Genomic DNA, 24858 nt, shown 5'->3' on the forward strand with positions numbered 1-24858 from the left:
CAATGACTTTACTCTGTAATGACATTGTTTTTACGCATGTTTGCTACTCTCTCGGACCTGACTTTTGGTGGCGTAATATTAATTACACCGAGATAACAAAACATGGATAAACCGATACTCAAAGACTCTATGAAGCTATTTGAGGCACTTGGTAATATCAAGTCGCGCTCAATGTTTGGTGGCTTCGGACTATTCGCTGATGAAACAATGTTTGCACTAGTGGTAAACAATCAGCTTCATATCAGAGCAGACCAAAAAACTTCATCTGACTTCGAGAAACAAGGGCTAAAGCCTTACGTTTATAAAAAACGTGGCTTCCCAGTCGTTACAAAGTACTACGCTATTTCCAGCGATTTATGGGAATCAAGCGAACGCTTAATCGAAGTAGCGAATCAATCATTGAAAAAGGCAAAGCTTGAGAAAGAACAGCAAGCAAGTACAAAGCCTAACCGTTTGAAAGATTTGCCTAACTTACGACTGGCTACCGAGCGCATGCTAAAAAAAGCCGGCATCGAATCCGTAGAGAAGCTTGAAGAGGAAGGTGCGCTTAACGCCTATAAAGCGATAAGAGATACGCACTCTGCAACCGTCAACATTGAGTTGCTATGGGCACTAGAAGGTGCTATCAACGGCACTCATTGGAGTGTGGTACCTCAAGCTCGCCGAGATGAGTTGATGAACGGCCTCCAATAAAAGTCGGCCTAAAAACTATCTTGTAAAACCGCAGTCTAATCTGCGGTTTTTTTGTGAAATTTTTTCGGTTTTCCTACTGTCTTATTACATATATCCCAAATTGGAATCAAAATTATGAATAAGAAACTGATATTAGGTCTCATCCTACTAGCGGCTATCGTCTTTTTAGGTATTAACTTTGGCCAGTATTTAACCTTAGAGAATGCAAAAGCCCAACAAGAAGCACTAACTACATACATCGATCAGAATTTTGTATTCTCGGCTGCGATTTACTTTTTTACCTACATTGCAATTACCGCTTTTTCTATCCCAGGAGCGGCAGTAGTCACCTTACTTGGTGCAGCCTTATTTGGTTTTTGGACAAGCTTGCTACTGGTTTCTTTCGCTAGCACTATGGGGGCAACACTGGCCTTCTTGAGCAGCCGATACTTATTGCGTGACTGGGTACAAAACAAATTCGGAAATAAACTCAACGCAATTAATCAAGGTGTCGAAAAAGACGGAGCTTTTTATCTATTTTCCTTGCGTCTAATCCCTGTATTCCCTTTCTTTCTAATCAACTTACTGATGGGCTTAACACCGATGTCTGTAGGTCGATTTTATCTCACTAGCCAAATAGGTATGCTGCCAGGCACAGCCGTATATCTGAATGCAGGTACTCAATTAGCAACAATTGAAAGCCTATCGGGCATTGTTTCACCCGCAGTATTAGCGTCTTTTGCGCTATTGGGACTATTTCCAATCATCACTAAATGGGTTATGAATAAAGTAAGGCCGACACCAAGTCAGCAAAACTCGTAATTGGTGAAGTGGGTATTTTGATGAAAATATTTATCGCTAAAAACCCAGCAGAAGCACACATTGTATGTGAGCTGCTTAAAGTGGAACAAATTTACTGTGAAGTTCGCGGAGAAGGTATTTTCGGCTTAAAAGGAGAACTGCCGTTTGGTGATGATACCGATCCTTATGTGTGGCTTTTTGACACGGCACAAAAGATGAAAGCTGAAGAAATAGTAAAAGCATATCGAAAACAATCCGATAGGCATGAGTATCAAGATTGGCAATGCCCAAAATGTCATGAAATAAACGAAGGGCAATTTGGTGCATGTTGGCAATGTGGATATCAACTAGGAGAGCTATAGCGGCTCTCCTATTCAGTGGATGCACTCAGTTTTAAGCACATACAGCTTGCTGTTTAATAAACTCGATGGAGTGTTGATTGAAGTCTTCTGGACGCTCTACATTGCATACATGACCACAATTCGGGATTTCTCGTAGAATGCTGAGCTTATGTGCTGCAACCATTTCTTTGACAGGTTTAATAAACATGTAATCCCTGTCGCCCATTAAGTAAAGAGTCGGAATGGGTAACTCTCGATCTTTAAAATATTTCATTAACGGATTTACATCAGCGGCAAGAATAAACCAACGTTTAAATTCTTTTTGGCAAAGCTTCTTGGCTTCGCGAATAAAAAGGTGGCGAGATTCTCGTTGGCTTCTTTGAGGCATAACAATATAAGCGAACAGTTTGTAGAGCCACATGTACGGTAGGATATGCTTACAAAAATTACCTAATTTCACCAATATCTGAGAACGAGTGTTAAGCCTTGTGACAGCACCGCCGAGCACCATCGAACGTACGCGCTCTGATGACAATTCAGCAAGGTTTCGAACAATAATAGTACCAAGCGACATACCGACAAAATGAGCGGATTGGATCTTTAAATGGTCCAATACTTTCAAAATATCTTGGGTAACTTCCGTAAAGGTATAACGGCTAGCAATGAGCTCTTTAAGTAACTGATTTGACTTTCCATGACCTCTTAAATCGATCAGCAATAAGTTAAAGTGTTGCTTGTAAGCTTTAATTTGCTTGAACCAGATAGAAGAGCTACCACCAGCACCGTGCACAAATACAACCCACTCATTACTAGTAGGGTGCAAATAGGTTTTATGAAAAAGTAGCGGCTGGGTCATATTGAGTATCAAAAAGATCGTGCTATTGAGTAAAAAGCCATCCTACCACACTCCCCTTACTCAAGATAATAAAGGCACCTCATTCGGTGCCTTTCGTTACAATTTTAAGTCAAACTAACGCTGAGTGGTAAAGCTGCAAATAAGATTCTGCGGCCTTTTGCCAACAAAAGTCTTGTTGCATCGCGTGCAACTGTACTTTATTCACTTCAGGCTCGTTTTGAGCGTAGAGCAACAGTGCCCTCAGCATCGTTAACAACAATGCCTGCGGTGTCGGTTCGAAAAAAACAAACCCCGTTGCTTCAGATGAGTTTACATCATAATCGCTAACGCTGTCCTTTAAGCCACCAACACCGCGTACTATCGGTAATGTCCCATAAGCCATACTATAGATTTGGTTTAAGCCACATGGTTCAAACTCAGAAGGCATCAAGAAGAAATCAGAACCAGCTTCAACGATATGCGCAAGTTCATTGTCATACGCTTCTACAAAGGCAAATTTGCTAGAAAACTGCGCGGCAACCTCTCGTAGCTGAGCGGCAAGAATAGGGTCTCCGGTCCCAACGACAACTAGCTGAACATCGTGCTTCAAAAAATCGGCCAAAGCAGGCAACAAGTAATGAACGCCTTTCTGCTGGGTCAATCGACAAACCATACCGAACATAGCTACATTTTTTTCGGGCAAATTTAGTCGTTGTTGTAATGCTTTTTTACAAGCTTTCTTCCCTTGCGACATACTTTGCTGGTCGGCGCAGTAATTAACTGGCAAGTAAGTATCCGTTTCCGGGTTCCAAGCACTGTAATCACAACCGTTCAAAATACCAACTAAGTCCTGCGCGCGTTGCTGAAACTCCCAAGCCATGCCGTGACTGCCAAGCTCTGTTTTTAGTTCCTCTGCGTACGTAGGGCTAACCGCGTTTATCTTATCTGCATTCATTACACCAGCTTTAAGCATCGTAATATGCGTTGCACTCACCGCAGCATCGGGAACGTTTCTACAATGAAACTCTGGCAAACACTGCACATCTTCATAACTAAATACGCCTTTAAAGACCGCATTGTGAATTGAAATGACGCTTTTAGTATGAGCAAAAAACGGATCATTGCCATACCTGTGCTTGAGCAAAAATGGAACAAGACCTGTGTGCCAATCGTTCGCGTGTATGATATTAGGTTGAAAGGCGAGCTTGGGTAACATATCGAGACATGCTGCACTAAAAAACGCAAAGCGCTCGCCGTTATCAGTATACGCTTGGTTGTTCTCCGCATACATTGATGGTCGATTGAAATACGGCGGACAATCAATCAGGTAAACAGGATTTTGACCTAACATGAGCCGCAAAACTCGATACTCCGTATGCGGCCATGATGTTAATTCTGTTTCTAATACAACTTCTGCGTCTGCGAGTTTATCAATACTGCTGTACGCAGGGATGGTAATTCTTACGTCTTGCTGTAAGTTTTGAAGGGCTTCCGGTAGTGCCTTGGCAACATCTGCCAAGCCACCACTTTTAATGAGGCCTTCAACCTCAGAAGCTACAAACAGAATAGATAAGTTGTTAGTAGCCAACTCGAGCTCCTTTCGGAATAACAACAATGCCCTCCTCAGACACGTGGAAGTGTTTTTTATCTTCTTGAAGATTCACACCAATCTGAGTACCAGGAGCAATATCGGCATCCTTGTCGACAATCACACGACGTAAAACACAGCCTTCGCCAATTTTTACGTCACCAAGAAGTATACATTCGCTGATATCGCAAGCAGAAGCAATATTACTGCGAAAACCAAGCACCGACTTTTCGATTCTTGAGCCTCTAACATAGCTGCCATTACACACTAAACTATCGATTATCTGCACACGACCATTATCAGAGTCGGTAAATGTCGCAGGTGGCAATGGTGGGTAGTAGGTGTGCAATGGCCATTTACGGTTGTACAGCGAAAATGGAGCATCTTTTTCTAGCAGATCCATATGCGCTTGCCAATACGCATCAATAGTTCCGACATCACGCCAGTACACCTCTTCTTTTTCGCCACTGATTTTGTTGGTACTGAAGTCATACACGAACACATCACCTCTAGGGAACATCTTTGGAATGATGTCCTTTCCAAAATCATGTGATGAAGCTTCATTATCCGCATCTTCGACCAACTCTGAGAACAGTACCTGAGCTTCAAAAACATAGTTACCCATTGAAACTAAAGCGTAATCAGGGTCCCCAGGAATCGATTTCGGATTTGCTGGTTTTTCTTCAAAGCCAATCATACGACCTTCACTATCCACTTCGATAACCCCAAATTGCGACGCCTCTTTTAGTGGCATGCGCAATGCAGATACCGTCAGAGAAGCCTGCTTTTCTGAGTGGAAGTTCAGCATTTGTTTGATATCCATCTTATAGATATGGTCAGAGCCAAAAATACAAACTTGCTCTGGTTCCTCTAATTCCATAAAACGCAGGTTTTGATAGATCGCGTCCGCCGTCCCTTCGTACCAACGTTTACCAGTACGCATTTGAGCGGGAATAGGATCGATAAAGCGGTCTGTAATGCCGTTGATGTTCCACCCCTTTTTTAAGTGATGGAATAAAGATTGAGATTTAAATTGGGTTAGGACGTAAATGCGCATCAGATCCGCATTAACAAAATTGTTTAGAGCAAAATCGATCAATCGATAACTACCACCAAACGGTACCGAAGGTTTACTGCGAGATTCCGTTAAAGGTCTCAAACGAGAGCCTTCACCGCCAGCAAGAATCATTCCCAAAACACCAGCCATTTGTTGTTCTCCATATCGTTATAGCTTGGATTTGGTACTCGCTTGAATGAGTCATACTCGGGGAGTCAAGCGAATACATTTAGCAACCGTCTCTGAGTTTCTGTGAACTCTTACAACACGGATAAAAAAGCTACGGCACTTCCAGTATGCAACGTCCACTCTTTCCTTATTTTTTGACGCAAACAATGCACACAGTTGCACTAATTTTTGTAATAAATTATCTAAGCGGGTTCTAAATTACAATTTTTAATACGCCATTCTGTGTACCATACAGCTCTTGCGTACTCAAGACGATATCTAGATCACACATGGAAAAGCAAACGATTACATTGTGAAAACAATTTACGAACGGATTCACTACACCACCGATTTTTTAGCCCAATGTATAACAAATATGTGAATGCAAAATGAAAGTTACAACGAATATTTTTTACATAAAAAATACATCAGCGACTACGAAATATTGATGCTGGGATCTTCTCGCGTCAGCAAAACTCAGTCAAAGCAGCAAAGATCTATACGAACAACACAGTGGCCTTTACGCAAAACAAAACGCAAAAAAGGCAGCGATATCGCTGCCTTTTTACATTACTTAGATCGTACGTTTTTATGCTTTCGCTTTTTTACGCTTATCAGTGACTTCCCACTTACCGTCAACAAAGAGCGCTGTCCAACCAGATGGTTTGCCATTCTCTTCCGAACGAACGTAGTTCTCTTTTGTTTTGCGACTAAAGCGTACGACTGCAGGACGACCATCAGGATCTTCTTGCGGTGCGGTCGCTAGGTATTTGAACTTCTCAGGTAAACGCTCTTCAAAACGTGCCAGTTCAGCAACCAAAGGAGCACGTGTCTCGCGCGATTTCGGGAAGTTGCTTGCCGCCATAAATAGACCTGAAGCACCATCACGAAGTACGAAATACGCATCTGAGTTTTCACATGGCAACTCGGGGAAATGAACAGGATCTTCTTTCGGTGGCGCGACTTCGCCATTCTTAAGAATCTTACGAGTGTTCTTACACGTTTCGCTCGTACAATCCATGTATTTACCAAAGCGACCGTTCTTAAGCACCATATCAGAGCCACATTTGTCACACTCAACAACTGGACCATCGTAGCCTTTTACTTTGAACTCGCCGTATTCAACAAGGTAGCCTTCACAATTCGGGTTATTACCACAAACATGCATCTTACGCTTGTCATCAATCAGGTATGCGTCCATCGCTGTTTCACAGATCGGACAACGCTTTTTAGCACGAAGAGCTGCGGTTTCAACGTCTTCTTCTAGAACGTTAATAATACCTTCTTCGTCACCCAAGTTGATGGTTGTCTTACAACGCTCTTTTGGTGGTAACGCGTAACCTGAACAGCCTAAGAACACACCTGTCGAAGCAGTACGGATGCCCATTGGACGGCTACACGTCGGACACTCGATATCCGTCATGACGATGTGGTTTAACTTCATACCGCCTTCTGACTCATCCAGCTCCGCTTTTTCAAGATCGCCAGTAAAATCAGCAAAGAAGTTGTCTAACACAGCTTTCCAGTTCACTTCACCTTCAGCGATTTGGTCCAATTTCTGTTCCATACGCGCAGTAAAGTCGTAGTTCATCAAATCGTTAAAGCTGTCATCAAGGCGGTCAGTAACAATTTCACCCATTTTTTCAGCGTAGAAACGGCGCTGATCAACTTTCACATAGCCACGATCTTGAATCGTAGAAATGATCGATGCGTAAGTCGACGGACGACCAATGCCTCGTTTCTCCAGCTCTTTAACCAGTGCTGCTTCAGTGTAGCGCGCAGGTGGCTTTGTAAAGTGCTGTTTAGGGTCAAGTGACTCTAAGCTTAGCTTATCGCCAAGTTGTACCGCTGGAAGGATTGTATCCTCGTTTTTGCCCATTGGACGCTGTACACGAGTCCAGCCGTCAAATTTAAGGATACGACCTTTCGCTTTAAGCGTGTATTCTGCCGCTTTTACGCTGATGGTTGTTGAATCGTATTCTGCTGGCGTCATTTGACACGCTACAAACTGATTCCAAATCAAAGCATAAAGTTTGTGCGCATCAGCATCGACACCTTGCAGGTCTTCCGCCTTAACACCCACATTTGAAGGACGGATCGCTTCGTGCGCTTCCTGTGCCCCTTCTTTGCTACCGTACGCCAATGGTTTCGCTGGCAGGTACTTATCACCAAACTCAGAACCAATAAAGTCACGTACAGCGTCCACAGCCTCGGCACTTAGGTTAGTCGAGTCAGTACGCATGTAAGTGATGTAACCGGCCTCATAGAGGCGCTGAGCTAGCATCATGGTCTTTTTCACGCCGTAGCCCAGACGTGTACTCGCTGCCTGTTGAAGCGTAGAGGTGATGTAAGGTGCTGAAGGCTTGCTCTTTGTAGGACGGTCTTCACGCTTACATACTTCGTAACTTGCATTCTCAAGTACAGACATCGCTGCTTTGGTTTCTGCCTCATTAACTGGCTTAAACGCAGAACCGTCTTTCTGCGCAACAAGCAGTTTAAAGTCCGCTTTGTCTTTCGTTTTCGTATTCGCATGAATGTCCCAGAATTCTTCTGGTACAAACGCGTTAATCTCACGCTCACGCTCAACTAACAATTTCACCGCAACAGACTGCACTCGACCAGCAGATAAGCCACGAGCCACTTTTTTCCAAAGTAAAGGTGAAACCATAAAACCAACGACACGGTCCATGAAGCGACGTGCTTGTTGGGCATTTACACCATCCATGTTCAGCTCGCCAGGTGTCTGGAAAGCTTGTTGGATCGCGTTTTTCGTAATTTCGTTAAAAACTACACGTTTGTATCGCTCTTCATCGCCACCGATGATCTCACGAAGGTGCCATGCGATTGCTTCCCCTTCGCGGTCCAAATCGGTTGCGAGATAAACGCAATCTGCGTCTTTGGCGAGTTTTTGTAGTTCGTTGACAACTTTTTCTTTGCCTGGAAGGATTTGGTAATTCGCTTCCCAGTCATGATATGGGTTAATCCCCATTTTTTTGATCAACGCTTTGCGGTCTTTCTCTTTTTTAACGCGCGCTTTCTCTTCCGGACTCATCCCTTTAGTTGAGATGGCTGCGGCTTTTTTCTCACCAGTGCTTTGACCGGCCGTAGGCAGATCACGCACATGACCAACACTAGACTTAACAATAAAGTCTTTACCAAGGTACTTATTTATCGTCTTTGCCTTGGCTGGTGACTCCACTATAACGAGTGATTTACCCATAACTGACTCTAACGTCCTTCATAATAATGCGGGTAGAAACCTTGTTTAAAGGCCACCCGCATAATGTTCTATTTCATTGCTTCTTTTTTTACTATTGTGCGAGATGAAAAGAAGATCAACTGCTTTTTTGAAATTCAGATCCGATTGGTTGACAATTCATCGTCTTTATACTTCAAAGAGACAGGGTTCTGAAAGGTATTGAGCGGCATATCTAAACAGGCAAACTTAGCATCCGCTAATCCAATGCAATAAATTTTGTTACCCATCACAAAATAGTTTGGTTCAATGTTCTGCCATCTTCCTCCGCATCATGCTTATACTCTAAAAATTGATCTGTTTAGTCTTACTGAACGATTGACTGAATTAATCATGCAAACCCATTTTAGTTGTAGGTATACTCAGCGCTCTTAACTGAATAGAATGGTAGAAAGAATATGTCTGATAGAACGTTTATCGAAGAGTTCGACCTTCTTTTGATCGCTAACCAAATCATCCAAGAGCACGATGATTACATCGAGGGAATGCGAGCAACAAGCGTAGAAGAAAAAGAAGGTGTTTTAGTTTTTAAAGGTGAATACTTCCTTGATGACAAAGGTTTACCAACTTCAAATACGACTGCAGTATTCAATATGTTTAAATACTTAGCGCATCACCTTTCTAAGGAATTTACGCTGGTTAAATAGTATTGGGAAACAAAAAAGCCAGAGTGTTATTCACTCTGGCTTTCCGGTTTCAGGTCAGAATATTTAGCAGCTTAAAGCCTTAAGTTTGTCGAAGTAGTCAGGGAACGTTTTCGACGTACACTTTGGATCGTTAATCGTCACAGGCGTATCACTAAGTGCCACCAGCGAAAAACACATCGCCATTCGATGATCATCGTAAGTATCAATCGCAGCATGCTTTAACTGAGAGACAGGTTTGACGATGATGTAGTCTTCCCCTTCTTCCACTTCCGCACCAACTTTACGTAACTCAGTCGCCATAGCTGACAAACGGTCTGTTTCTTTTACACGCCAGTTATAAACGTTACGAATAGCGGTAGTGCCTTCGGCAAATAGCGCTGTTGTCGCGATGGTCATTGCAGCATCAGGGATATGGTTGTAATCCATATCAATGCCTTTTAATTGACCAACACGTGAAATTACGTAGTCATCACCCCATTCAATTTCTGCACCCATTTTTTCAAGCGCATCAGCAAATTGAATATCACCTTGAATGCTGTTTTTACCGATACCCGTGACTTTAACTTCTCCGCCTTTGATGGCTGCCGCCGCCAAGAAGTAAGAAGCAGAAGACGCGTCACCTTCAACCAAGAAATCGCCTGGAGCGATGTATTGCTGACCGGCTGGGATCACAAACTCTTGATAGTCGTTGTTGATCACATCGACTCCAAACTGCTTCATGATATGCAGGGTGATATCGATATAAGGCTTAGAAACCAAATCGCCTTCGATGTTGATGCGAATTTCACCTTCAGCCAATGGCGCAGACATTAAGAAAGCGGTCAAGAACTGACTTGAAATGGACCCATCGATAGAAACTGTACCTGCTTTTAGGCCAGTACCAATTATTTTGAGAGGCGGAAAGTTCTCGTTTTCCATGTACTCAACGTTCGCACCAGCATCTTTCAGTGCCGTGACAAGGTGACCAATTGGACGCTCTTTCATACGAGGTTCGCCCGTCAGTACATACTCCCCTTCTCCAAGACAAAGAGCCGCAGCTAATGGTCGCATCGCAGTGCCAGCATTGCCGAGAAATAACTCTACCGGCTCTGAGACAGAAAACGGGCGCCCAAGGCCGTCAACGAGACATTCTGTTTTATCTTCGGAAAGTTGGTATTGAACGCCTAGTTTAGTCAGCGCATTCAGCATATGGCGAATATCATCACTGTCGAGGAGATTAGTAAGGCGAGTTCTGCCTTTAGCAAGAGCAGCAAGTAAAAGAGCTCGATTAGAAACGCTTTTAGAGCCAGGAAGGTTCACTTCCCCTTGAATTTTATTGATAGGTTGTAACGTTAGGCTTTCCATTAAAAGTTGATAATCCTTTGTGCCCTCAACATACGATTTTTTATGAGGGCTAAACAATTCTTCGTGAATTCAGACTACCCAAAAAAACACGACAAAACCAGAGTAAATCGGCGCTAATTTATGAATATCCTCAAGCAGCCTAAAGATACAGAATTAAAGGCATTGCCAGCGATGTAAATAAGAGCGAAAGAAGCACGGCGAAACAGCAAACTATTTCGACTTGATTTGACAATAAGCCAGCCCGACTGTACATGCTTGATTAGGCTTCGTTAGGCTAAAACAACCTAGGGTTAATAAGTGATATCAACCCTGACTCCATCATCAAAATATAAAATACGAACTTCATCCCCTCGACTAAATAACATATTTTTATCAACATCTTGGATGACATTAATTAGCTTATCACCCTTCACTTTGATGAGTAGCTCAACTAACTTATATTCAACCGTGTATTGGTAATTACTTTGGTTTTGAGCAACTGCGGCACCTGCAAGCGCACCCACTGCCGTCGCGACTTCTCTTCCCGTACCGCCACCAAATTGATTACCGACTAAACCACCGATAGTGGCACCAAGTAGTGTCTTCCAACCGTTACTTTTCGACTGAACAACCTCTTGTTGAGTAATATAACGGACAGAGTCAATCTTCCCGTAAACTACTTCATTAACTGGCTTGGCAACATTTCTTTCATAGGCTGCGTTGGCGACAAGTGATAAAAACAGTATGATCCCAAGCCATACTTTTACGATATTTCTTAACCAGGTCATCATAAACTCCTCTGACTCCAATGTTGGTAACGACTTCTTATGGCTATTTATTTAACTGAACTCGATGAAACGTTCAACTTCCCCTCACCCTATAAAGCACTCAGCGACCCCAATGGTTTGCTGGCTTTTGGTGGTGACTTAAACCCCATGAGAATCCTCAATGGTTACTATCAAGGCATTTTCCCTTGGTATGGTCCTGGTGAACCTATTTTATGGTGGAGCCCTTCTCCGCGCGCCGTGTTTGACCCATTGCAGTTTAAGCCATCTAAAAGTCTCAAAAAATTTCAGCGTAAACATAACTATAAAGTAACACTCAATTTCGCGACAGAAGAAGTGATTAGACTATGTTCTTCAACACGCCCTGCAGAGGAAACATGGCTCAACGAGGAAATGCAAGCTTCCTACATTGAGTTAGCCAAACTTGGTCACTGTCACTCTGTAGAAGTATGGCATGACAACAACCTGATTGGCGGACTATATGGCATCTGCGTGGGCCAACTTTTTTGCGGGGAGTCGATGTTTAGCCTAAAAGATAACGCATCCAAAATTGCATTGTGGTACTTATGCAACCATTTGGCGTCAAAGCAAGGTCAATTAATCGATTGCCAAGTTATGAATTCTCACTTGGCATCACTTGGCGCATTTGAACTTGAGCGTGACGAATTTATGCAAAAACTACTATCTTTAAGAGAAAAGCAAACACTATTTGATGCCTATCAGCCCCAAGTTTTGCAGGATTCAGTATGAGTACGGATATACAACATATTCGAATAGGGTTGACGAATAATCACCCTTGTAGTTATTTGCCTGAACGGCAAGAGCGGGTTGCGGTGGCGCTTGATGAAAGGCTGCATACTGAAGAAAATTACCAGTTGCTCATGGCTAACGGTTTTCGTCGTAGCGGAGATACCATATATAAACCGCATTGCGAGCATTGCACCGCTTGCCAGCCAATTCGAGTCTCGATTCCAGACGTTAGACTATCAAAAAGTCAGAAGAGGCTGCTTAATAAAGCACAGTCTTTACGCTGGGAAATGAAACCTGAAATGGATGAGGAATGGTTTGAGCTTTACAGTCGGTACATCTGCAAACGGCATAGAAACGGCACTATGTACCCACCAAAGCGTGATGAGTTTGCTCGATTTGCTCAAACGAGCTGGCTGACAACGTCGTTTTTACACATTTACGATGAATCAGATCAATTGCTCGCCATTGCAGTGACAGATTTGATGCCACAATGCTCGAGTGCTTTTTATACTTTTTTTGACCCTGACTACGAGTTATCTCTTGGCACGTTAGCAGTGCTTTATCAAATTAAATACTGCCAAGAAAACAAACAGCAGTGGCTATATTTGGGATATCAGATTGATGAGTGCCCAGCAATGAGCTACAAAACACGCTTTCAACGCCACCAAAGGCTAGTAAATCAGCGTTGGCGAGGGTAGAATACGCCTCAACTTTACATAATTACTATTTAGCGGCAGAATATAGCCCGCTAATATTGCCTAATTTCTAAAGAGGATTAAATGGCTAAAGAAGACGTAATCGAGATGCAAGGCACAGTCCTTGACACTCTACCAAACACTATGTTCCGTGTTGAACTTGAAAACGGTCACGTTGTGACTGCTCACATCTCTGGCAAGATGCGTAAGAACTACATCCGTATCCTAACGGGTGACAAAGTAACTGTAGAGATGACTCCATACGACCTGTCAAAAGGCCGCATCGTCTTCCGCGCTCGTTAATCTCTGATTTTCGGATGCAATAAAAAACGGAGCAAGCTGCTCCGTTTTTTATTGCACAATTTTTTCCGATTTAGTTCAGATAAAAAAGCGCACGATCTTCTCGTGCGCTTTTGCGTTTGTTACCGAATAACGATTAATGCATCGCTGTCTCTTTCTCACTTAAGTATTCAAACTCAAGCGTATTGTTGACCAGCGTTACTTTCACTGTACCGCCGTCAACTAAAGATCCAAACAACAGTTCGTTAGCCAAAGGCTTCTTAAGCTGTTCTTGGATAACACGCCCCATTGGGCGAGCCCCCATAGCTTTGTCATAACCTTTATGTGCTAACCAATGGCGAGCGTCTTGCGATACTTCCATTGAAACGCCTCTCGCATCAAGTTGCACTTGCAGTTCAACAATGAACTTATCAACCACTTGATGGATAACGCTTTCATCAAGGCTGTTAAACCAGATGATGTTATCAAGACGGTTACGGAACTCAGGAGTAAACACCTTCTTAATTTCCGCCATTGCATCGTGACTGTTGTCTTGTTGAATCAAACCAATTGATTTCTTCTCGGTTTCCGCCACACCTGCGTTAGTTGTCATAACAAGAATGACATTACGGAAGTCTGCTTTGCGACCATTGTTGTCCGTTAGCGTACCGTTATCCATGACTTGCAACAGCAGGTTAAAGATATCAGGGTGCGCTTTTTCAATCTCATCAAGTAATACGACTGAATGTGGGTGCTTAATAACAGCATCAGTTAGCAAACCACCTTGGTCATAACCGACATAACCAGGAGGCGCACCAATTAAGCGACTTACGGAGTGACGCTCACCATACTCAGACATATCAAAACGAAGTAGCTCGATACCTAGAAGCTTAGATAACTGCACTGTCACCTCTGTTTTACCAACCCCTGTTGGGCCTGCAAACAAAAATGAACCAACAGGTTTGTTGTCTACACCCAAACCTGCACGTGTCAGCTTGATCGCCTCGGACAATGCATCAATCGCATTATCTTGACCAAATACCAACATCTTCATTTTGCTATCTAAGTTTTTCAAAATGTCTTTATCTGAAGAAGAAACCGACTTCTCTGGAATTCGCGCCATTTTGGCAACCATTGATTCGATATCAGCCACTCCGACCGTTTTTTTACGACGGCTTGCAGGAGCAAGACGACTACGCGCACCAGCTTCATCAATGACATCAATGGCCTTATCTGGTAGATGGCGTTCATTAATGTATTTAGCCGACAGTTCTACCGCGGCACGCAGTGCTTTATTGGTATAACGTACTTCATGGTGAGCTTCGTACTTCGGCTTCAAGCCCATCAAGATTTTAGTTGTGTCATCTAATGAAGGCTCTACAACGTCTATCTTTTGGAAACGGCGAGACAACGCACGCTCTTTCTCGAAAATGTTGCTGTATTCTTGGTATGTCGTCGAACCAATACAACGCAACTTACCGCTACTCAAAAGAGGCTTAATAAGATTTGCTGCATCGACTTGACCACCAGATGCCGCGCCTGCACCGATGATGGTATGTATTTCATCGATGAACAAAATGGCATCTTCTTCTTTTTCAAGTTGTTTCAAAATCGCCTTGAAGCGCTTTTCAAAATCACCGCGATATTTGGTACCAGCGAGCAAAGAGCCAATATCTAGTGAATAAATCACGCTGTTTTGAATGACCTCAGGGACCTGCCCTTCGACAATTCGCCATGCAAGACCTTCCGCAATGGCTGTTTTACCAACCCCTGCCTCACCCACTAGTAGTGGATTATTCTTGCGGCGTCGACAAAGTACCTGAATAGTGCGCTCTAACTCTTTATCACGTCCAATTAGTGGGTCGATGTTTCCATCTTTAGCGACTTGATTAAGATTCGTCGCAAAGCTTTCTAGGCGTTCTTCAGAATTAGGCTCTTCAACACTTTCTGAGCTAAACGAGTCTGATGATGAATCCTCACCTGCACCTGATGCTTTAGTAATACCGTGGGAGATGAAATTAACAATATCTAATCGGGAGATGTCATTTTTCTTCAGTAAGTAAGCGGCATGCGACTCTTGTTCACTGAAGATAGCAACAAGCACGTTGGCGCCTGTTACTTCATTACGACCAGACGACTGTACATGAAAGACGGCGCGTTGTAGTACACGTTGAAAACTCAAAGTCGGCTGCGTTTCACGCGTCTCATCACTATCTGGGATAAGAGGCGTAGTTTGATCGATGAAAATATCGAGTTCGTTGCGTAAAGCGTCAAGATCCGCCTTACAAGCTAGAAGGGCTTCCTTAGCTGCATCATTTTCCAACAATGCAAGTAGGAGGTGTTCGACAGTCATAAACTCGTGGCGTTTATCTCGCGCCCGAGCAAATGCACCGTTAAGGCTTGACTCTAGTTCTTTATTTAGCATAAGTACCTCCCGAAAAAACAACTGGGGTTGTTCGAGCAAGTCTTCTTTGTTTACGCTTGCTCCATAGTGCAAAGTAGCGGATGTTCATTTTCCCTTGCGTACATCGTAACTTGCGCTACTTTTGTTTCGGCAATTTCTGCGCTGTATGTGCCGCAGATTGCCTTTCCTTCATAGTGGACCTGAAGCATGATTTGAGTTGCTTTATCAATATCATGTGAGAAAAATCGCTCAAGCACCTCTATGACGAAATCCATAGGTGTATAGTCATCATTATTGAGTACGACATTGTACAGCTTAGGTGGCTGGACTTTCGTACTTTCTCGCTCCAGAAGATCAGAGTCCGGAGTGACCCATTCAAAATTTTTACTCATGGCAATCTAAAGATATCGTATCAAAGGGTTGATGTTTTCGACCTATAAAAACAATCTACCACAAGCGTGCAGCGCGGTGTAGTGAGTTATGGCACCGAATTCGATCTTTGATCGATAAAAGTTGCTACCTAATATAGAGACTAATGCACGTCTTGATACGGCGCAAATAAAAGATGCTTGTCGATAAGTTACACATTTTTTCTTATAAAAGAACTTTCTATTTATTGCTTTCGGACTATTGCAAACCACCCCATCATCTTCTATCTGGATCACACTTCCTCATTGAGAATACGGTAATTATCACGAAAACTTCATTTTTTATTCAGTCAGAGGATTCTTCTCCCATAAGCAACACGGACAGTATGGCTTTTTCAGTATGAGCCACTTCATAGGCAAATTGACTAAACTTCTGCGTATATACGAAAAACTGTTTGCAAATTTGTTAATCTCAAAAGTGATTTGTTTTCAATTATGTTTCTGTTTGTTGCTCACTGCTATTGACTGTCGAAATTCATTGACTACAGTGGAAAGTGTCGATGCATAAATCATCATTTTGAAACCTCTCTTCTTTAAGTGGTTTGATGAATGTGACTTATCATTGATTTGACGTTTGTTGGCATTCGCTGACAATAGTAGTACCAAGTTAAAGGTATAACTTGGTTGCAGTAACAACATCAGTAAAAAATGCATGAGGGATGTAAAGCATGGCTACAGGTACAGTAAAGTGGTTTAACAATGCCAAAGGATTTGGGTTTATTTGTTCAGATGAAGAAGAGGGAGATATCTTTGCCCACTACTCAACTATCCAGATGGACGGTTATCGTACACTGAAAGCAGGCCAACAAGTCTCTTACGAGATTGAAAAAGGTCCCAAAGGCTGTCACGCGAGTAGCGTCGTGCCTCTTGAAGGCCAAACCAAATAATTAGAGCGCTGTCGAAATATAAAAATATTGCTCTCGAAACGCCACGTTGATGTTTTGAAGAGAAAAATAAACCCGCCAAGATAGCGGGTTTCTTACTATTTAGAGCACGTGTTACAAAAGGAACACTTACAACGCACTTACAGGATAGGAAACGCGCCGAAAACGACGTGTTTTTACACTAACTTACTTGTTAATGATTGCGTTAAAGGTTTCGCTTGGACGCATCAATTTAGAAACCAATGCATCGTCTAGTAAGTAGTAACCTCCTAGCTCACCTTTCACGCCTTGCGCATTATTTAGCTCAGCAACGATCGTTTCTTCCTGCTCTGACAGCGCTTTTGCAATTGGTGCAAATTCAGCAGCAAGATCCGCATCATCCGTTTGCTCTGAAAGCGCTTTCGCCCAGTAAAGTGCAAGATAGAAGTGGCTTCCACGGTTATCTAGCTCACCCACTTTACGTGACGGAGATTTGTTGGTGTCTAAAAACTCACCGGTCGCTTTATCTAGTGTATCTGCGAGAACCTGAGCCTTAGGATTGTTTGTCGCTACACTTAAATGCTCTAACGAAGCTGCAAGCGCTAGGAACTCGCCCAAAGAATCCCAACGAAGGTGATTCTCTTTTTCTACTTGTTGAACGTGCTTAGGAGCAGAACCACCAGCGCCTGTTTCAAATAGACCACCACCATTCATCAATGGAACAATAGATAGCATCTTAGCAGACGTACCTAACTCTAGAATTGGGAACAAGTCTGTTAGGTAGTCACGAAGAACATTACCTGTAACAGAGATAGTATCTAGGCCCGCTTTCATACGCTCTAGTGAGTACTTACAAGCTTCAACAGGAGATAGGATCTTAATCTCTAGACCGTCAGTATCGTGATCTGGTAGGTAGGCGTTTACTTTCTTGATGAGCTCAGCATCGTGCGCGCGGTTTTCATCTAGCCAGAATACAGCTGGAACACCTGTTGCACGTGCGCGAGTCACTGCTAGTTTAACCCAATCTTGGATTGGTGCGTCTTTAACCTGACACATACGGAAGATATCACCTTCTTCAACCGCTTGCTCTAACAGTACGTTACCTGAAGCATCAACAACGCGAACAGTACCCGCAGCGTCTAGAATGAATGTCTTGTCGTGAGAACCATACTCTTCAGCTTTCTGAGCCATTAGACCAACGTTAGGTACGCTACCCATAGTGGTTGGATCAAATGCGCCGTGCTCTTTACAGAAATCAATAACCGCTTGGTAAATACCTGCGTAGCTACGATCTGGAATCATCGCTTTGGTGTCTTTTTGTTTACCATCTGGTCCCCACATTTGACCCGAAGAGCGAAGCATTGCTGGCATAGAAGCATCTACAATAATGTCACTTGGTACATGTAAGTTTGTGATACCACGATCAGAGTCAACCATCGCAAGTTCTGGTTGAGTTTGGTAAACCGCTTGAATGGCCGCTTCAATTTCTGCTTTTTGCGCTTCAGGTAGAGACTCAATTTTTGAGTAAACATCACCGATGCCATTGTTTACATCAACGCCTAGCTCTTCAAACAGCTTACCGTACTTATCGAAAACGTCTTTGTAGTAAACTTTTACTGCATGACCGAAAATGACAGGGTCAGAAACTTTCATCATCGTCGCTTTCATATGAAGAGACAGCAGCACGTCTTGCGCTTTCGCTTCAGCAATCTCTTTCTCGAAAAATTCAACCAACGCCTTCTTCTTCATTACTGAAGTATCAATGACTTCTTTATCTAGTAATGGGAACGCAGACTTAAGCTCTTTAACTGTACCATCATTACCGACAAACTCGATTTTGACCTCTGTTGCACCAGAGATAGTTGTAGACTTTTCGCTACCAAAGAAGTCATTGTCTGACATGCTCGCAACATGAGACTTAGATTCTGCTGACCATGCACCCATTGAGTGTGGGTTTTTCTTCGCGTAGTTCTTAACCGAAGTCGGAGCACGACGGTCTGAGTTACCTTCACGAAGTACTGGGTTAACCGCACTACCTTTGATTTTGTCGTAAGCCGCTTTAATCGCTTTCTCTTCGTACGTGCTCGGCTCTTCTGGGTAGTTTGGTAAATCGTAACCTTTCGCCTGAAGCTCTTTAATCGCCGCTTTAAGCTGAGGAACTGAAGCTGAAATGTTAGGTAGCTTGATGATATTTGCTTCTGGAGTTTGAGCTAGTTCACCAAGCTCAGTCAACGCATCGCCAATGCGCTGTTCTTCTTTTAGATGCTCTGGGAAGTTAGCGATAATTCGACCTGCTAGTGAAATATCACGAGTATCTACATTGATGCCAGACGATGCTGTGAATGATTGAATGATTGGTAGTAATGAATAAGTTGCTAGCGCCGGCGCTTCATCAGTGATGGTGTAGATAATTGTAGGTTTTTCTGTAGGCATGAAATTTCCCTATTTTTTAATCAACTTGTTGGCTGATCAACTCAGCGTCTGAGTTGGTTTAATTGACGCATTGCTGCGCGTTAGCAGTACATGTCTCCTCACTAACGCCACATGCGGTTCGCACTCTTTGTTGTAGTTTGAAGCTCTAAGCTCTGAATCCATGAGTGCACTGATATAATTAAACAAATAACACGAATTAGTCTATCATTCTGTGCGCGTTTGTTAGTTTTAGGCGCGCAAATCATATCCGATCATGAGAAAACTTAAAACTTTCAAACACAGTTCATTTACATTTTTGCAGGGTAGTTAACATGTCATCTCGTACAGGTCAGGAAAAAGGTCGCAGTCGTAACCAGTCTAAAACGGGCCATTTTAAACACTCAGGAGCTCGCAATGGCTCGAAGACTCGTACTCAGCAAGACCGCCGCCCTAATCGCCCAACAAAGAGCCAAAAGCCAAAAGTGCCCCCTAAAGATCGTAAAGTCATTATTTTCAATAAGCCTTACGATACGCTCAGTCAATTTACCGATGGCGATGGTCGCAAAACGTTAGCGGACTATATCCCGATCAAAAATGTCTATGCGGCTGGCCGATTGGACCGAGACAGCGAAGGTTTAATGGTACTCACTAACGATGGCATCTTGCAGGCGAAGCTAACGCAGCCAAAGTCAAAATCGCCGAAGACTTATTGGGTTCAAGTCGATGGCGCTCCTCAGGAGCAAGATCTTGAAAAATTGAGAAAGGGAGTAGAGCTAAAAGATGGTATGACTCTACCAGCCGAAGTTGAAGTTATTCCAGAACCACAAGTCTGGGACAGAACGCCTCCTGTTCGTTTTCGAGCAAATATCCCTACAACTTGGTTAGCCATTACCATTATTGAAGGAAGAAATCGTCAGGTGCGTCGCATGACTGCGCACATTGGCTTCCCTACCTTGCGCCTCATTCGTCATTCGATGGGTGATATCGTCCTTAACGACCTAATGCCTGGTGAATGGAGAGAAATCTCTCTCTAATAAGCAGAAAAGATAAAAGCAGGCTTAAAGCCTGCTTTTTAGATTCGTACTTTTTCAGTTAAGCCCTATCTAATGAACTAAGGGATTACTGCTCAGCAAGCCAGTTTTTAAAGGCCTCTTTTTCCGCCGGAGACGCTTTCTGGTACATCGTCTTTAATACATCAACCATTGGGCTGTCGTTCGATGCGCCTGTTGAACGGGTATCACTAGTCTCAACTCGAGGCTCGATATCACTTACTGATTGTTGATGCTGATTCACAGTTACATAGCTAACAGCAACACTCGCGATACCGCCAGCAATATTGTAGTTACGAGTTTCTTGAGGGTAATTACGACCAATTTGAACACCATCTGACTCTAATACATCTTCGACCAAAGCAATAGGTTGGCCTTTGGTATCCAGTAATTGCCAATCTAGAGGCGAGATGTTGTTTTGCGCTTGGCGAAGAGTTTTAAACTCTGGCAGTTCAAACGTTAGCTTTTCGTTTTCAGCATCAAATTTAGCAACGATTACATCACTGTAAACCGTCTTAAGGTTTTCGTTAATTTCGAATGTAGGTTGATATTTGAAGACAATTTGATTCGTTCCGTCAGGTAGTTCGATTGTCTTCTCACTAGAAAAAAGACCACCTTCTAGATCTGGCTTCTCCATGTTGACGGCCAATAACTTCACGTCTTCTGGAACCACTAAAGTCGTTGCAGCGTAGAGGTTTGTACTGGCAAAAATAGACAGTGCCATTGCCACTTTTAATGATAACTGCATAGAATTTTTCATCCTTATCTTCATAGTAAAAGACCCAGCATATAGCTGGGTCTTACAATATCAAACTGGGTATTGATTACCAGTAGAAACGAGCACCAACACCGAAGTTAGTTGCGTCGTCTGTGTCTTTGTTGTCGAAGTCAGTACCTTCGAAAGTGTAACCCGCTTCTGCGAATACACGTGCCCATTTAGAGAACTTGTATTCAACACCAGCGTAGAACCAAGAAGAGTCTGCGTCTACTTTACCTGCTTCGTCAGTAGACTGAGCTAGGTACTCGTAACCAGAGTATAGAGTTGTTTTAGGAGCGACAGCGAACATACCAGCTACAACGATGTAGTGTGAATCAACTGTTGATTTACCTAGCTTATCTTCGTTTTCGTTGTAGTAGTACGTAGCACCTAGAGTGTGCTCGTTTAGTGCGTACTCAGCAGTTACTTCAAAAGATAGGTTTTCGTTATCAGTACGCTCTGTGTGAGAAACTGTTTGCTCTACACCATTAAGAACTAGTTTTTTCTCTTTAGTTACGTTGATGTCGTTGTTCGCAGTAAGTACACCAGCATGTAGAGATAGGTCGTTGAAAGATTTACCAACGAATACTTCTAGTACTTCTTCGTTAGAATCTTTTTCGCCTAGCGCGTAACCAGCTTTTAGCCAGAACGCGTCATTTTCGTAAGCGTATTTGATTTGAGAATCGTTGTTCCAAGCGTGACCGTATGCAGTTTCCGCTGCGTTACCACCGAAGAAGTAAGAGTAATCTGCGAAGTATACGTCATCAGCCCAAGTACCTTCTTTACCGAAGCGAAGAGTACCCATATCACCCATATCAAAACCGATGATGTGGCGACGTACGTATACAGAGTCATCTGTACGCTCGCTTGAATCAGCACCTGCGTCGTAGTTGTCACCTAGAGCAACACCGATTTCAACTTCACCCAGAACTTTTAGGCTTTCGTCAACAACGTAAACCGCGTTCACACCAGTACGAGAAGAGCTAGTGTTTAGCTCTGCTGTGTGATCAGTTTTTTCTGTGAATAGAAGAGTTGGACGTAGCTGACCGTAGAAATCTACAGAACCTTCTTCAGATTTGAATACTTCAGCTGCGTTCACTGAAGTTGCAGACGCAACTACAGCTAGTGCTAATAGAGTTTTTTTCATAATTAATCCACTGCCTTTTCTTAGTTCGGGATATCCTTGTCCGGTTCCCTTTTTTTATATGTTTGAGGTAGAGCGTTAACAAAACGTTATACAGCACCTCCTCAAAATCTGGAGCTAAGAGTGCAAAAGATTATTCTGGCTGTCAAATTTTCTAAATACCAATGTAAAAAAAACAAAATACCATTATAAAACAATAACTTGATAAGTTTACCTTTATTTATTCGACGAACATCTAACCAATCTCCATTATTATTTGTAATTTACAAAATTATTAACAAATGGTTTTTTAATCCAATAAATAAATTTAAAAAAACAAAAAAAAGAATAAAAACCCACAAATCAGACCAAGTTGGAGTTTTATATTTTTCATATAATGAAATTAATTTCATTAAGATAAGGTTCAATATTTTTTTGTGAAGGAGATCTACATTCCTTATAAAAGCATTCCGTTTTGTGAACTACTGTACAACTAGTGATGTGTGCTACTATTCGCCTCCAACGCATTTGAGGCCCGTATGCTGACCAGTAACATTCAAAAATCGATTCGTAATAGCTATCAAAACCTTCAAGATCAACTTGATAACTTTGTGCCTAGAAGAGCACAAAACTACCTTGTTGCAGAGATTGCAAAAACGCTGTGCGGTCAGTATCACAAATCTAACCGAATACTCGTTGCAGAAGCAGGGACTGGAATTGGTAAATCGCTCTCCTATCTAATGGCGACCATTCCCGTGGCTGTACATAACAATAGAAAAGTGGTTATCTCAACGGCGACCGTCGCTCTGCAAGAGCAGCTCATAAATAAAGACCTCCCTCTTTTTCGTCGGATTACCGACCGAGAGTTTTCTTTTATTTTGGCAAAAGGCCGTCAACGCTATTGTTGTGCAGAAAAGCTCGCTACTGCTAGCGGTGCTGATGGTGGCCAGTTAGCCATGTTTGAAACCAAACCTAAGCAAAAAGATATAGAGCTGTTAGAAACAATGCATCGCTCTCTTGCGCAAGGTAAATGGGACGGTGACCGTGATTCTTGGCCTAAACCCATCGACGATAAGCTTTGGCAACTGATTGTCAGTGATAAACACAGTTGCAATAACAGTTTACCAGGCCACCGCGGCTGCCCATTCCAAAAAGCGCGCTCAGAGTTGGATAAAAACGATGTCATCATTGCTAACCACTCTCTCGTCATGGCAGACGCAGATTTAGGTGGCGGCGTGATTTTACCTGAGCCAGAAAATACGATATACGTCTTCGACGAGGCACATCACTTACCTCACGTCGCTCGTGACCATGCTTCAGCATCTGCGAGTTTAAAAGGTGCGGCAGCATGGCTTGAGAAGTTAAATCAGTCGATTAGTAAGTTTTCATCACTCGCAGACGAGAAACGCGTAGCTCGATTTCGCAACGACCTTCAAGACGCGGTTCAGAACTTGATACCGGCACTGACTCAATTGCCCAAACAGTTCGACCCAGCTCAATTTGAAGAGGGTATCTACCGCTTCGAACACGGTGAACTACCTGAGTGGCTAGAGAACCAATCCAAAGAACTAAAACAGTTCAGTAAAAAAGCAAATCAGAGCGTGGCAAAAATTGCCGACCTTATTGCGGAAAGAGTAAAAGACGGGGAGCTTGCGACAAGGTTGGCTGAACCAGCGCTTGCAGAGCTCGGTTTCTACATTCAAAGGTTAGAAAACCTAGCGCAAGTATGGCATTTAATGGCTGAACCAACTCGTGAAAAAGGTGCGCCTTTAGCTCGCTGGTTAGAAACCCACCCCGATCGCGAGGGTGATTTCATTGTGAGTGTTTCGCCACTTGAAATTGGATGGCAACTCGACCAACAGATTTGGAGCAGATGTATTGGCGCCATTTTGGTTTCCGCAACGATACGTGCATTAAACTCTTTCCATTACTTTTGCCATCAGGTTGGTATTGATGGAAAACCAGAATCAGGCACTCAGTTTTTAGCGCTTGCGTCACCATTCGATTACCAAAACCAGGCAGAATTGCTCATCCCTGCGATGAAATATGAACCACCAGCGCCTCAATTTACTGAATATCTTATCGAGATATTGCCTAAGTACTTGGAAGACAAGAAAGCCAACTTAGTATTATTCTCATCCTATTGGCAGATGAACCAAGTCGCGAAGGCACTCTCTTCGGAGTTCATAAAAAAAGGCTGGGCGTTGCAAGTTCAAGGTGAAAGCTCACGTCAAGAAATTCTAAAAAAACATAAAAAGTTAATAGAATCAAATAAAACCAGCGTCTTATTTGGTACTGGCAGTTTCTCTGAGGGGCTAGACTTACCTGGCGAATTACTTGAAAACTTGGTGATTACAAAAATTCCATTTGGCGTTCCAACCTCCCCTGTTGAGCAGGCTCATTCCGAATACATTGAGAAAAAAGGAGGAAACCCGTTTATGCAAATAACTGTACCAGACGCAAGCAAAAAGCTGATCCAGAGCGTAGGTCGCTTACTGCGTAAAGAGAGAGATTCTGGTAGAGTAACGATTCTTGATCGACGCCTAGTCACTAAGCGATACGGACAAGCCTTAATCGACTCACTACCTCCATTTAAACGTAAAATAGAATATTAGAAGAATCACC

General features: G+C 42.9%; 21 protein-coding genes. 10 read left to right on the forward strand and 11 right to left on the reverse strand.

Features of this window, described 5'->3' with window-relative positions:
• Positions 1–102 precede the first annotated feature (102 nt).
• From R7M72_RS15840 to R7M72_RS15850, 3 genes are all read left to right on the forward strand, one after another.
• Positions 103–693: a TfoX/Sxy family DNA transformation protein gene (locus R7M72_RS15840; RefSeq protein WP_005378367.1), complete on the forward strand. Its 591-nt coding sequence runs from the start codon at positions 103–105 to the stop codon at positions 691–693.
• Positions 694–807: 114 nt separating this feature from the next.
• The gene (locus R7M72_RS15845; RefSeq protein WP_005378366.1) at positions 808–1494 is read left to right on the forward strand and encodes a TVP38/TMEM64 family protein; all 687 of its coding nucleotides are present in this window, start codon (positions 808–810) and stop codon (positions 1492–1494) included.
• 20 nt (positions 1495–1514) lie between these two features.
• Entirely contained in the window at positions 1515–1835 is a 321-nt protein-coding gene (locus R7M72_RS15850; protein ID WP_017820033.1) for a DUF2007 domain-containing protein, read from the forward strand.
• Positions 1836–1866: 31 nt separating this feature from the next.
• On the opposite strand, the gene R7M72_RS15855 is transcribed toward R7M72_RS15850, so the two are convergent.
• The 4 genes from R7M72_RS15855 to topA all read right to left on the reverse strand — a co-directional run bounded on the left by R7M72_RS15855 (position 1867) and on the right by topA (position 8682).
• Positions 1867–2670, reverse strand: coding sequence for an alpha/beta fold hydrolase (locus R7M72_RS15855; protein WP_017820032.1), 804 nt, complete (start codon positions 2668–2670; stop codon positions 1867–1869).
• A 109-nt stretch (positions 2671–2779) separates the two neighbouring features.
• Positions 2780–4237: a glycogen synthase GlgA gene (gene glgA, locus R7M72_RS15860; protein WP_315956934.1), complete on the reverse strand. Its 1458-nt coding sequence runs from the start codon at positions 4235–4237 to the stop codon at positions 2780–2782.
• Positions 4227–5444: a glucose-1-phosphate adenylyltransferase gene (glgC, locus tag R7M72_RS15865; RefSeq protein ID WP_017634726.1), complete on the reverse strand. Its 1218-nt coding sequence runs from the start codon at positions 5442–5444 to the stop codon at positions 4227–4229. Before glgC ends, glgA begins: the two co-directional genes overlap by 11 nt.
• A 607-nt stretch (positions 5445–6051) precedes the next feature.
• Positions 6052–8682, reverse strand: a complete 2631-nt coding sequence (gene topA, locus R7M72_RS15870) for a type I DNA topoisomerase (protein WP_054576377.1) — start codon at positions 8680–8682, stop codon at positions 6052–6054.
• Positions 8683–9116: 434 nt separating this feature from the next.
• Here topA and R7M72_RS15875 point away from each other — a divergent pair, with 434 nt between their 5' ends.
• Positions 9117–9365, forward strand: a complete 249-nt coding sequence (locus R7M72_RS15875) for a YciN family protein (protein WP_005387884.1) — start codon at positions 9117–9119, stop codon at positions 9363–9365.
• A 63-nt stretch (positions 9366–9428) separates the two neighbouring features.
• Here the strand turns inward: R7M72_RS15875 and aroA are convergent, their stop codons facing one another.
• Together aroA and R7M72_RS15885 are read right to left on the reverse strand one after the other, a co-directional pair.
• Positions 9429–10709 carry a 3-phosphoshikimate 1-carboxyvinyltransferase gene (gene aroA / locus R7M72_RS15880; protein WP_017634728.1) on the reverse strand — a complete coding sequence of 427 codons (1281 nt, stop codon included), beginning with the start codon at positions 10707–10709 and terminating at the stop codon, positions 9429–9431.
• 290 nt (positions 10710–10999) lie between these two features.
• Complete coding sequence (locus R7M72_RS15885; protein ID WP_318056244.1) at positions 11000–11476, reverse strand: glycine zipper 2TM domain-containing protein; 477 nt, start codon at positions 11474–11476, stop codon at positions 11000–11002.
• A gap of 39 nt (positions 11477–11515) precedes the next feature.
• Between R7M72_RS15885 and aat the strand changes: the two genes are divergently transcribed.
• From aat to infA, 3 genes are all read left to right on the forward strand, one after another.
• A complete protein-coding gene (gene aat / locus R7M72_RS15890) occupies positions 11516–12223 on the forward strand; it encodes a leucyl/phenylalanyl-tRNA--protein transferase (RefSeq protein ID WP_005387881.1) in 708 nt (235 codons plus the stop codon).
• Positions 12220–12921: an arginyltransferase gene (locus R7M72_RS15895; protein WP_047100846.1), complete on the forward strand. Its 702-nt coding sequence runs from the start codon at positions 12220–12222 to the stop codon at positions 12919–12921. The genes aat and R7M72_RS15895 overlap by 4 nt, the downstream gene beginning before the upstream one ends.
• 81 nt (positions 12922–13002) lie before the next feature.
• Positions 13003–13221, forward strand: a complete 219-nt coding sequence (gene infA / locus R7M72_RS15900; protein WP_001040192.1) for a translation initiation factor IF-1 — start codon at positions 13003–13005, stop codon at positions 13219–13221.
• Between the two features lie 133 nt (positions 13222–13354).
• Here the strand turns inward: infA and clpA are convergent, their stop codons facing one another.
• Complete coding sequence (gene clpA, locus R7M72_RS15905) at positions 13355–15622, reverse strand: ATP-dependent Clp protease ATP-binding subunit ClpA (RefSeq protein ID WP_318056245.1); 2268 nt, start codon at positions 15620–15622, stop codon at positions 13355–13357.
• 50 nt (positions 15623–15672) lie between these two features.
• Entirely contained in the window at positions 15673–15993 is a 321-nt protein-coding gene (clpS, locus tag R7M72_RS15910; protein WP_005378419.1) for an ATP-dependent Clp protease adapter ClpS, read from the reverse strand.
• Between the two features lie 704 nt (positions 15994–16697).
• On the opposite strand from clpS, the gene cspD reads away from it, so the two are divergent.
• Positions 16698–16916, forward strand: coding sequence for a cold shock domain-containing protein CspD (gene cspD / locus R7M72_RS15915; protein ID WP_213910983.1), 219 nt, complete (start codon positions 16698–16700; stop codon positions 16914–16916).
• 183 nt (positions 16917–17099) lie between these two features.
• Here cspD and R7M72_RS15920 read toward each other — a convergent pair whose 3' ends face one another.
• Positions 17100–19325, reverse strand: coding sequence for an NADP-dependent isocitrate dehydrogenase (locus tag R7M72_RS15920; protein WP_005378404.1), 2226 nt, complete (start codon positions 19323–19325; stop codon positions 17100–17102).
• A gap of 311 nt (positions 19326–19636) precedes the next feature.
• Here R7M72_RS15920 and R7M72_RS15925 point away from each other — a divergent pair, with 311 nt between their 5' ends.
• Positions 19637–20338 (forward strand): pseudouridine synthase, encoded by a 702-nt coding sequence (locus R7M72_RS15925; protein ID WP_042522115.1) that lies wholly within the window; start codon positions 19637–19639, stop codon positions 20336–20338.
• A gap of 85 nt (positions 20339–20423) precedes the next feature.
• On the opposite strand, the gene R7M72_RS15930 is transcribed toward R7M72_RS15925, so the two are convergent.
• Together R7M72_RS15930 and R7M72_RS15935 are read right to left on the reverse strand one after the other, a co-directional pair.
• On the reverse strand, positions 20424–21101 hold the full coding sequence (locus R7M72_RS15930; RefSeq protein WP_318056246.1) for a DUF2057 family protein: 678 nt from the start codon (positions 21099–21101) through the stop codon (positions 20424–20426).
• Between the two features lie 76 nt (positions 21102–21177).
• Positions 21178–22257 (reverse strand): porin, encoded by a 1080-nt coding sequence (locus R7M72_RS15935; protein WP_005378424.1) that lies wholly within the window; start codon positions 22255–22257, stop codon positions 21178–21180.
• A 515-nt stretch (positions 22258–22772) separates the two neighbouring features.
• Here R7M72_RS15935 and dinG point away from each other — a divergent pair.
• Positions 22773–24848: an ATP-dependent DNA helicase DinG gene (gene dinG, locus R7M72_RS15940; protein WP_318056247.1), complete on the forward strand. Its 2076-nt coding sequence runs from the start codon at positions 22773–22775 to the stop codon at positions 24846–24848.
• Positions 24849–24858 lie beyond the last annotated feature (10 nt).

Origin of the sequence: Vibrio sp. YT-18 (assembly GCF_033337345.1) — a bacterium.
Classification (GTDB): Bacteria; Pseudomonadota; Gammaproteobacteria; order Enterobacterales; family Vibrionaceae; genus Vibrio; species Vibrio alginolyticus.

What these genes read in the sequence shown, in the direction of transcription:
- cspD (WP_213910983.1), top strand. Translation starts at nt 16,698, where the DNA reads ATGGCTACAGGTACAGTAAAGTGGTTTAACAATGCCAAAGGATTTGGG.
- topA (WP_054576377.1), bottom strand. Translation starts at nt 8,682, where the DNA reads ATGGGTAAATCACTCGTTATAGTGGAGTCACCAGCCAAGGCAAAGACG.
- glgC (WP_017634726.1), bottom strand. Translation starts at nt 5,444, where the DNA reads ATGGCTGGTGTTTTGGGAATGATTCTTGCTGGCGGTGAAGGCTCTCGT.
- R7M72_RS15840 (WP_005378367.1), top strand. Translation starts at nt 103, where the DNA reads ATGGATAAACCGATACTCAAAGACTCTATGAAGCTATTTGAGGCACTT.
- dinG (WP_318056247.1), top strand. Translation starts at nt 22,773, where the DNA reads ATGCTGACCAGTAACATTCAAAAATCGATTCGTAATAGCTATCAAAAC.
- R7M72_RS15885 (WP_318056244.1), bottom strand. Translation starts at nt 11,476, where the DNA reads ATGACCTGGTTAAGAAATATCGTAAAAGTATGGCTTGGGATCATACTG.
- aroA (WP_017634728.1), bottom strand. Translation starts at nt 10,709, where the DNA reads ATGGAAAGCCTAACGTTACAACCTATCAATAAAATTCAAGGGGAAGTG.
- clpS (WP_005378419.1), bottom strand. Translation starts at nt 15,993, where the DNA reads ATGAGTAAAAATTTTGAATGGGTCACTCCGGACTCTGATCTTCTGGAG.
- R7M72_RS15935 (WP_005378424.1), bottom strand. Translation starts at nt 22,257, where the DNA reads ATGAAAAAAACTCTATTAGCACTAGCTGTAGTTGCGTCTGCAACTTCA.
- infA (WP_001040192.1), top strand. Translation starts at nt 13,003, where the DNA reads ATGGCTAAAGAAGACGTAATCGAGATGCAAGGCACAGTCCTTGACACT.
- aat (WP_005387881.1), top strand. Translation starts at nt 11,516, where the DNA reads ATGGCTATTTATTTAACTGAACTCGATGAAACGTTCAACTTCCCCTCA.
- R7M72_RS15850 (WP_017820033.1), top strand. Translation starts at nt 1,515, where the DNA reads ATGAAAATATTTATCGCTAAAAACCCAGCAGAAGCACACATTGTATGT.
- R7M72_RS15925 (WP_042522115.1), top strand. Translation starts at nt 19,637, where the DNA reads ATGTCATCTCGTACAGGTCAGGAAAAAGGTCGCAGTCGTAACCAGTCT.
- R7M72_RS15920 (WP_005378404.1), bottom strand. Translation starts at nt 19,325, where the DNA reads ATGCCTACAGAAAAACCTACAATTATCTACACCATCACTGATGAAGCG.
- R7M72_RS15895 (WP_047100846.1), top strand. Translation starts at nt 12,220, where the DNA reads ATGAGTACGGATATACAACATATTCGAATAGGGTTGACGAATAATCAC.
- R7M72_RS15875 (WP_005387884.1), top strand. Translation starts at nt 9,117, where the DNA reads ATGTCTGATAGAACGTTTATCGAAGAGTTCGACCTTCTTTTGATCGCT.
- R7M72_RS15855 (WP_017820032.1), bottom strand. Translation starts at nt 2,670, where the DNA reads ATGACCCAGCCGCTACTTTTTCATAAAACCTATTTGCACCCTACTAGT.
- R7M72_RS15930 (WP_318056246.1), bottom strand. Translation starts at nt 21,101, where the DNA reads ATGCAGTTATCATTAAAAGTGGCAATGGCACTGTCTATTTTTGCCAGT.
- R7M72_RS15845 (WP_005378366.1), top strand. Translation starts at nt 808, where the DNA reads ATGAATAAGAAACTGATATTAGGTCTCATCCTACTAGCGGCTATCGTC.
- clpA (WP_318056245.1), bottom strand. Translation starts at nt 15,622, where the DNA reads ATGCTAAATAAAGAACTAGAGTCAAGCCTTAACGGTGCATTTGCTCGG.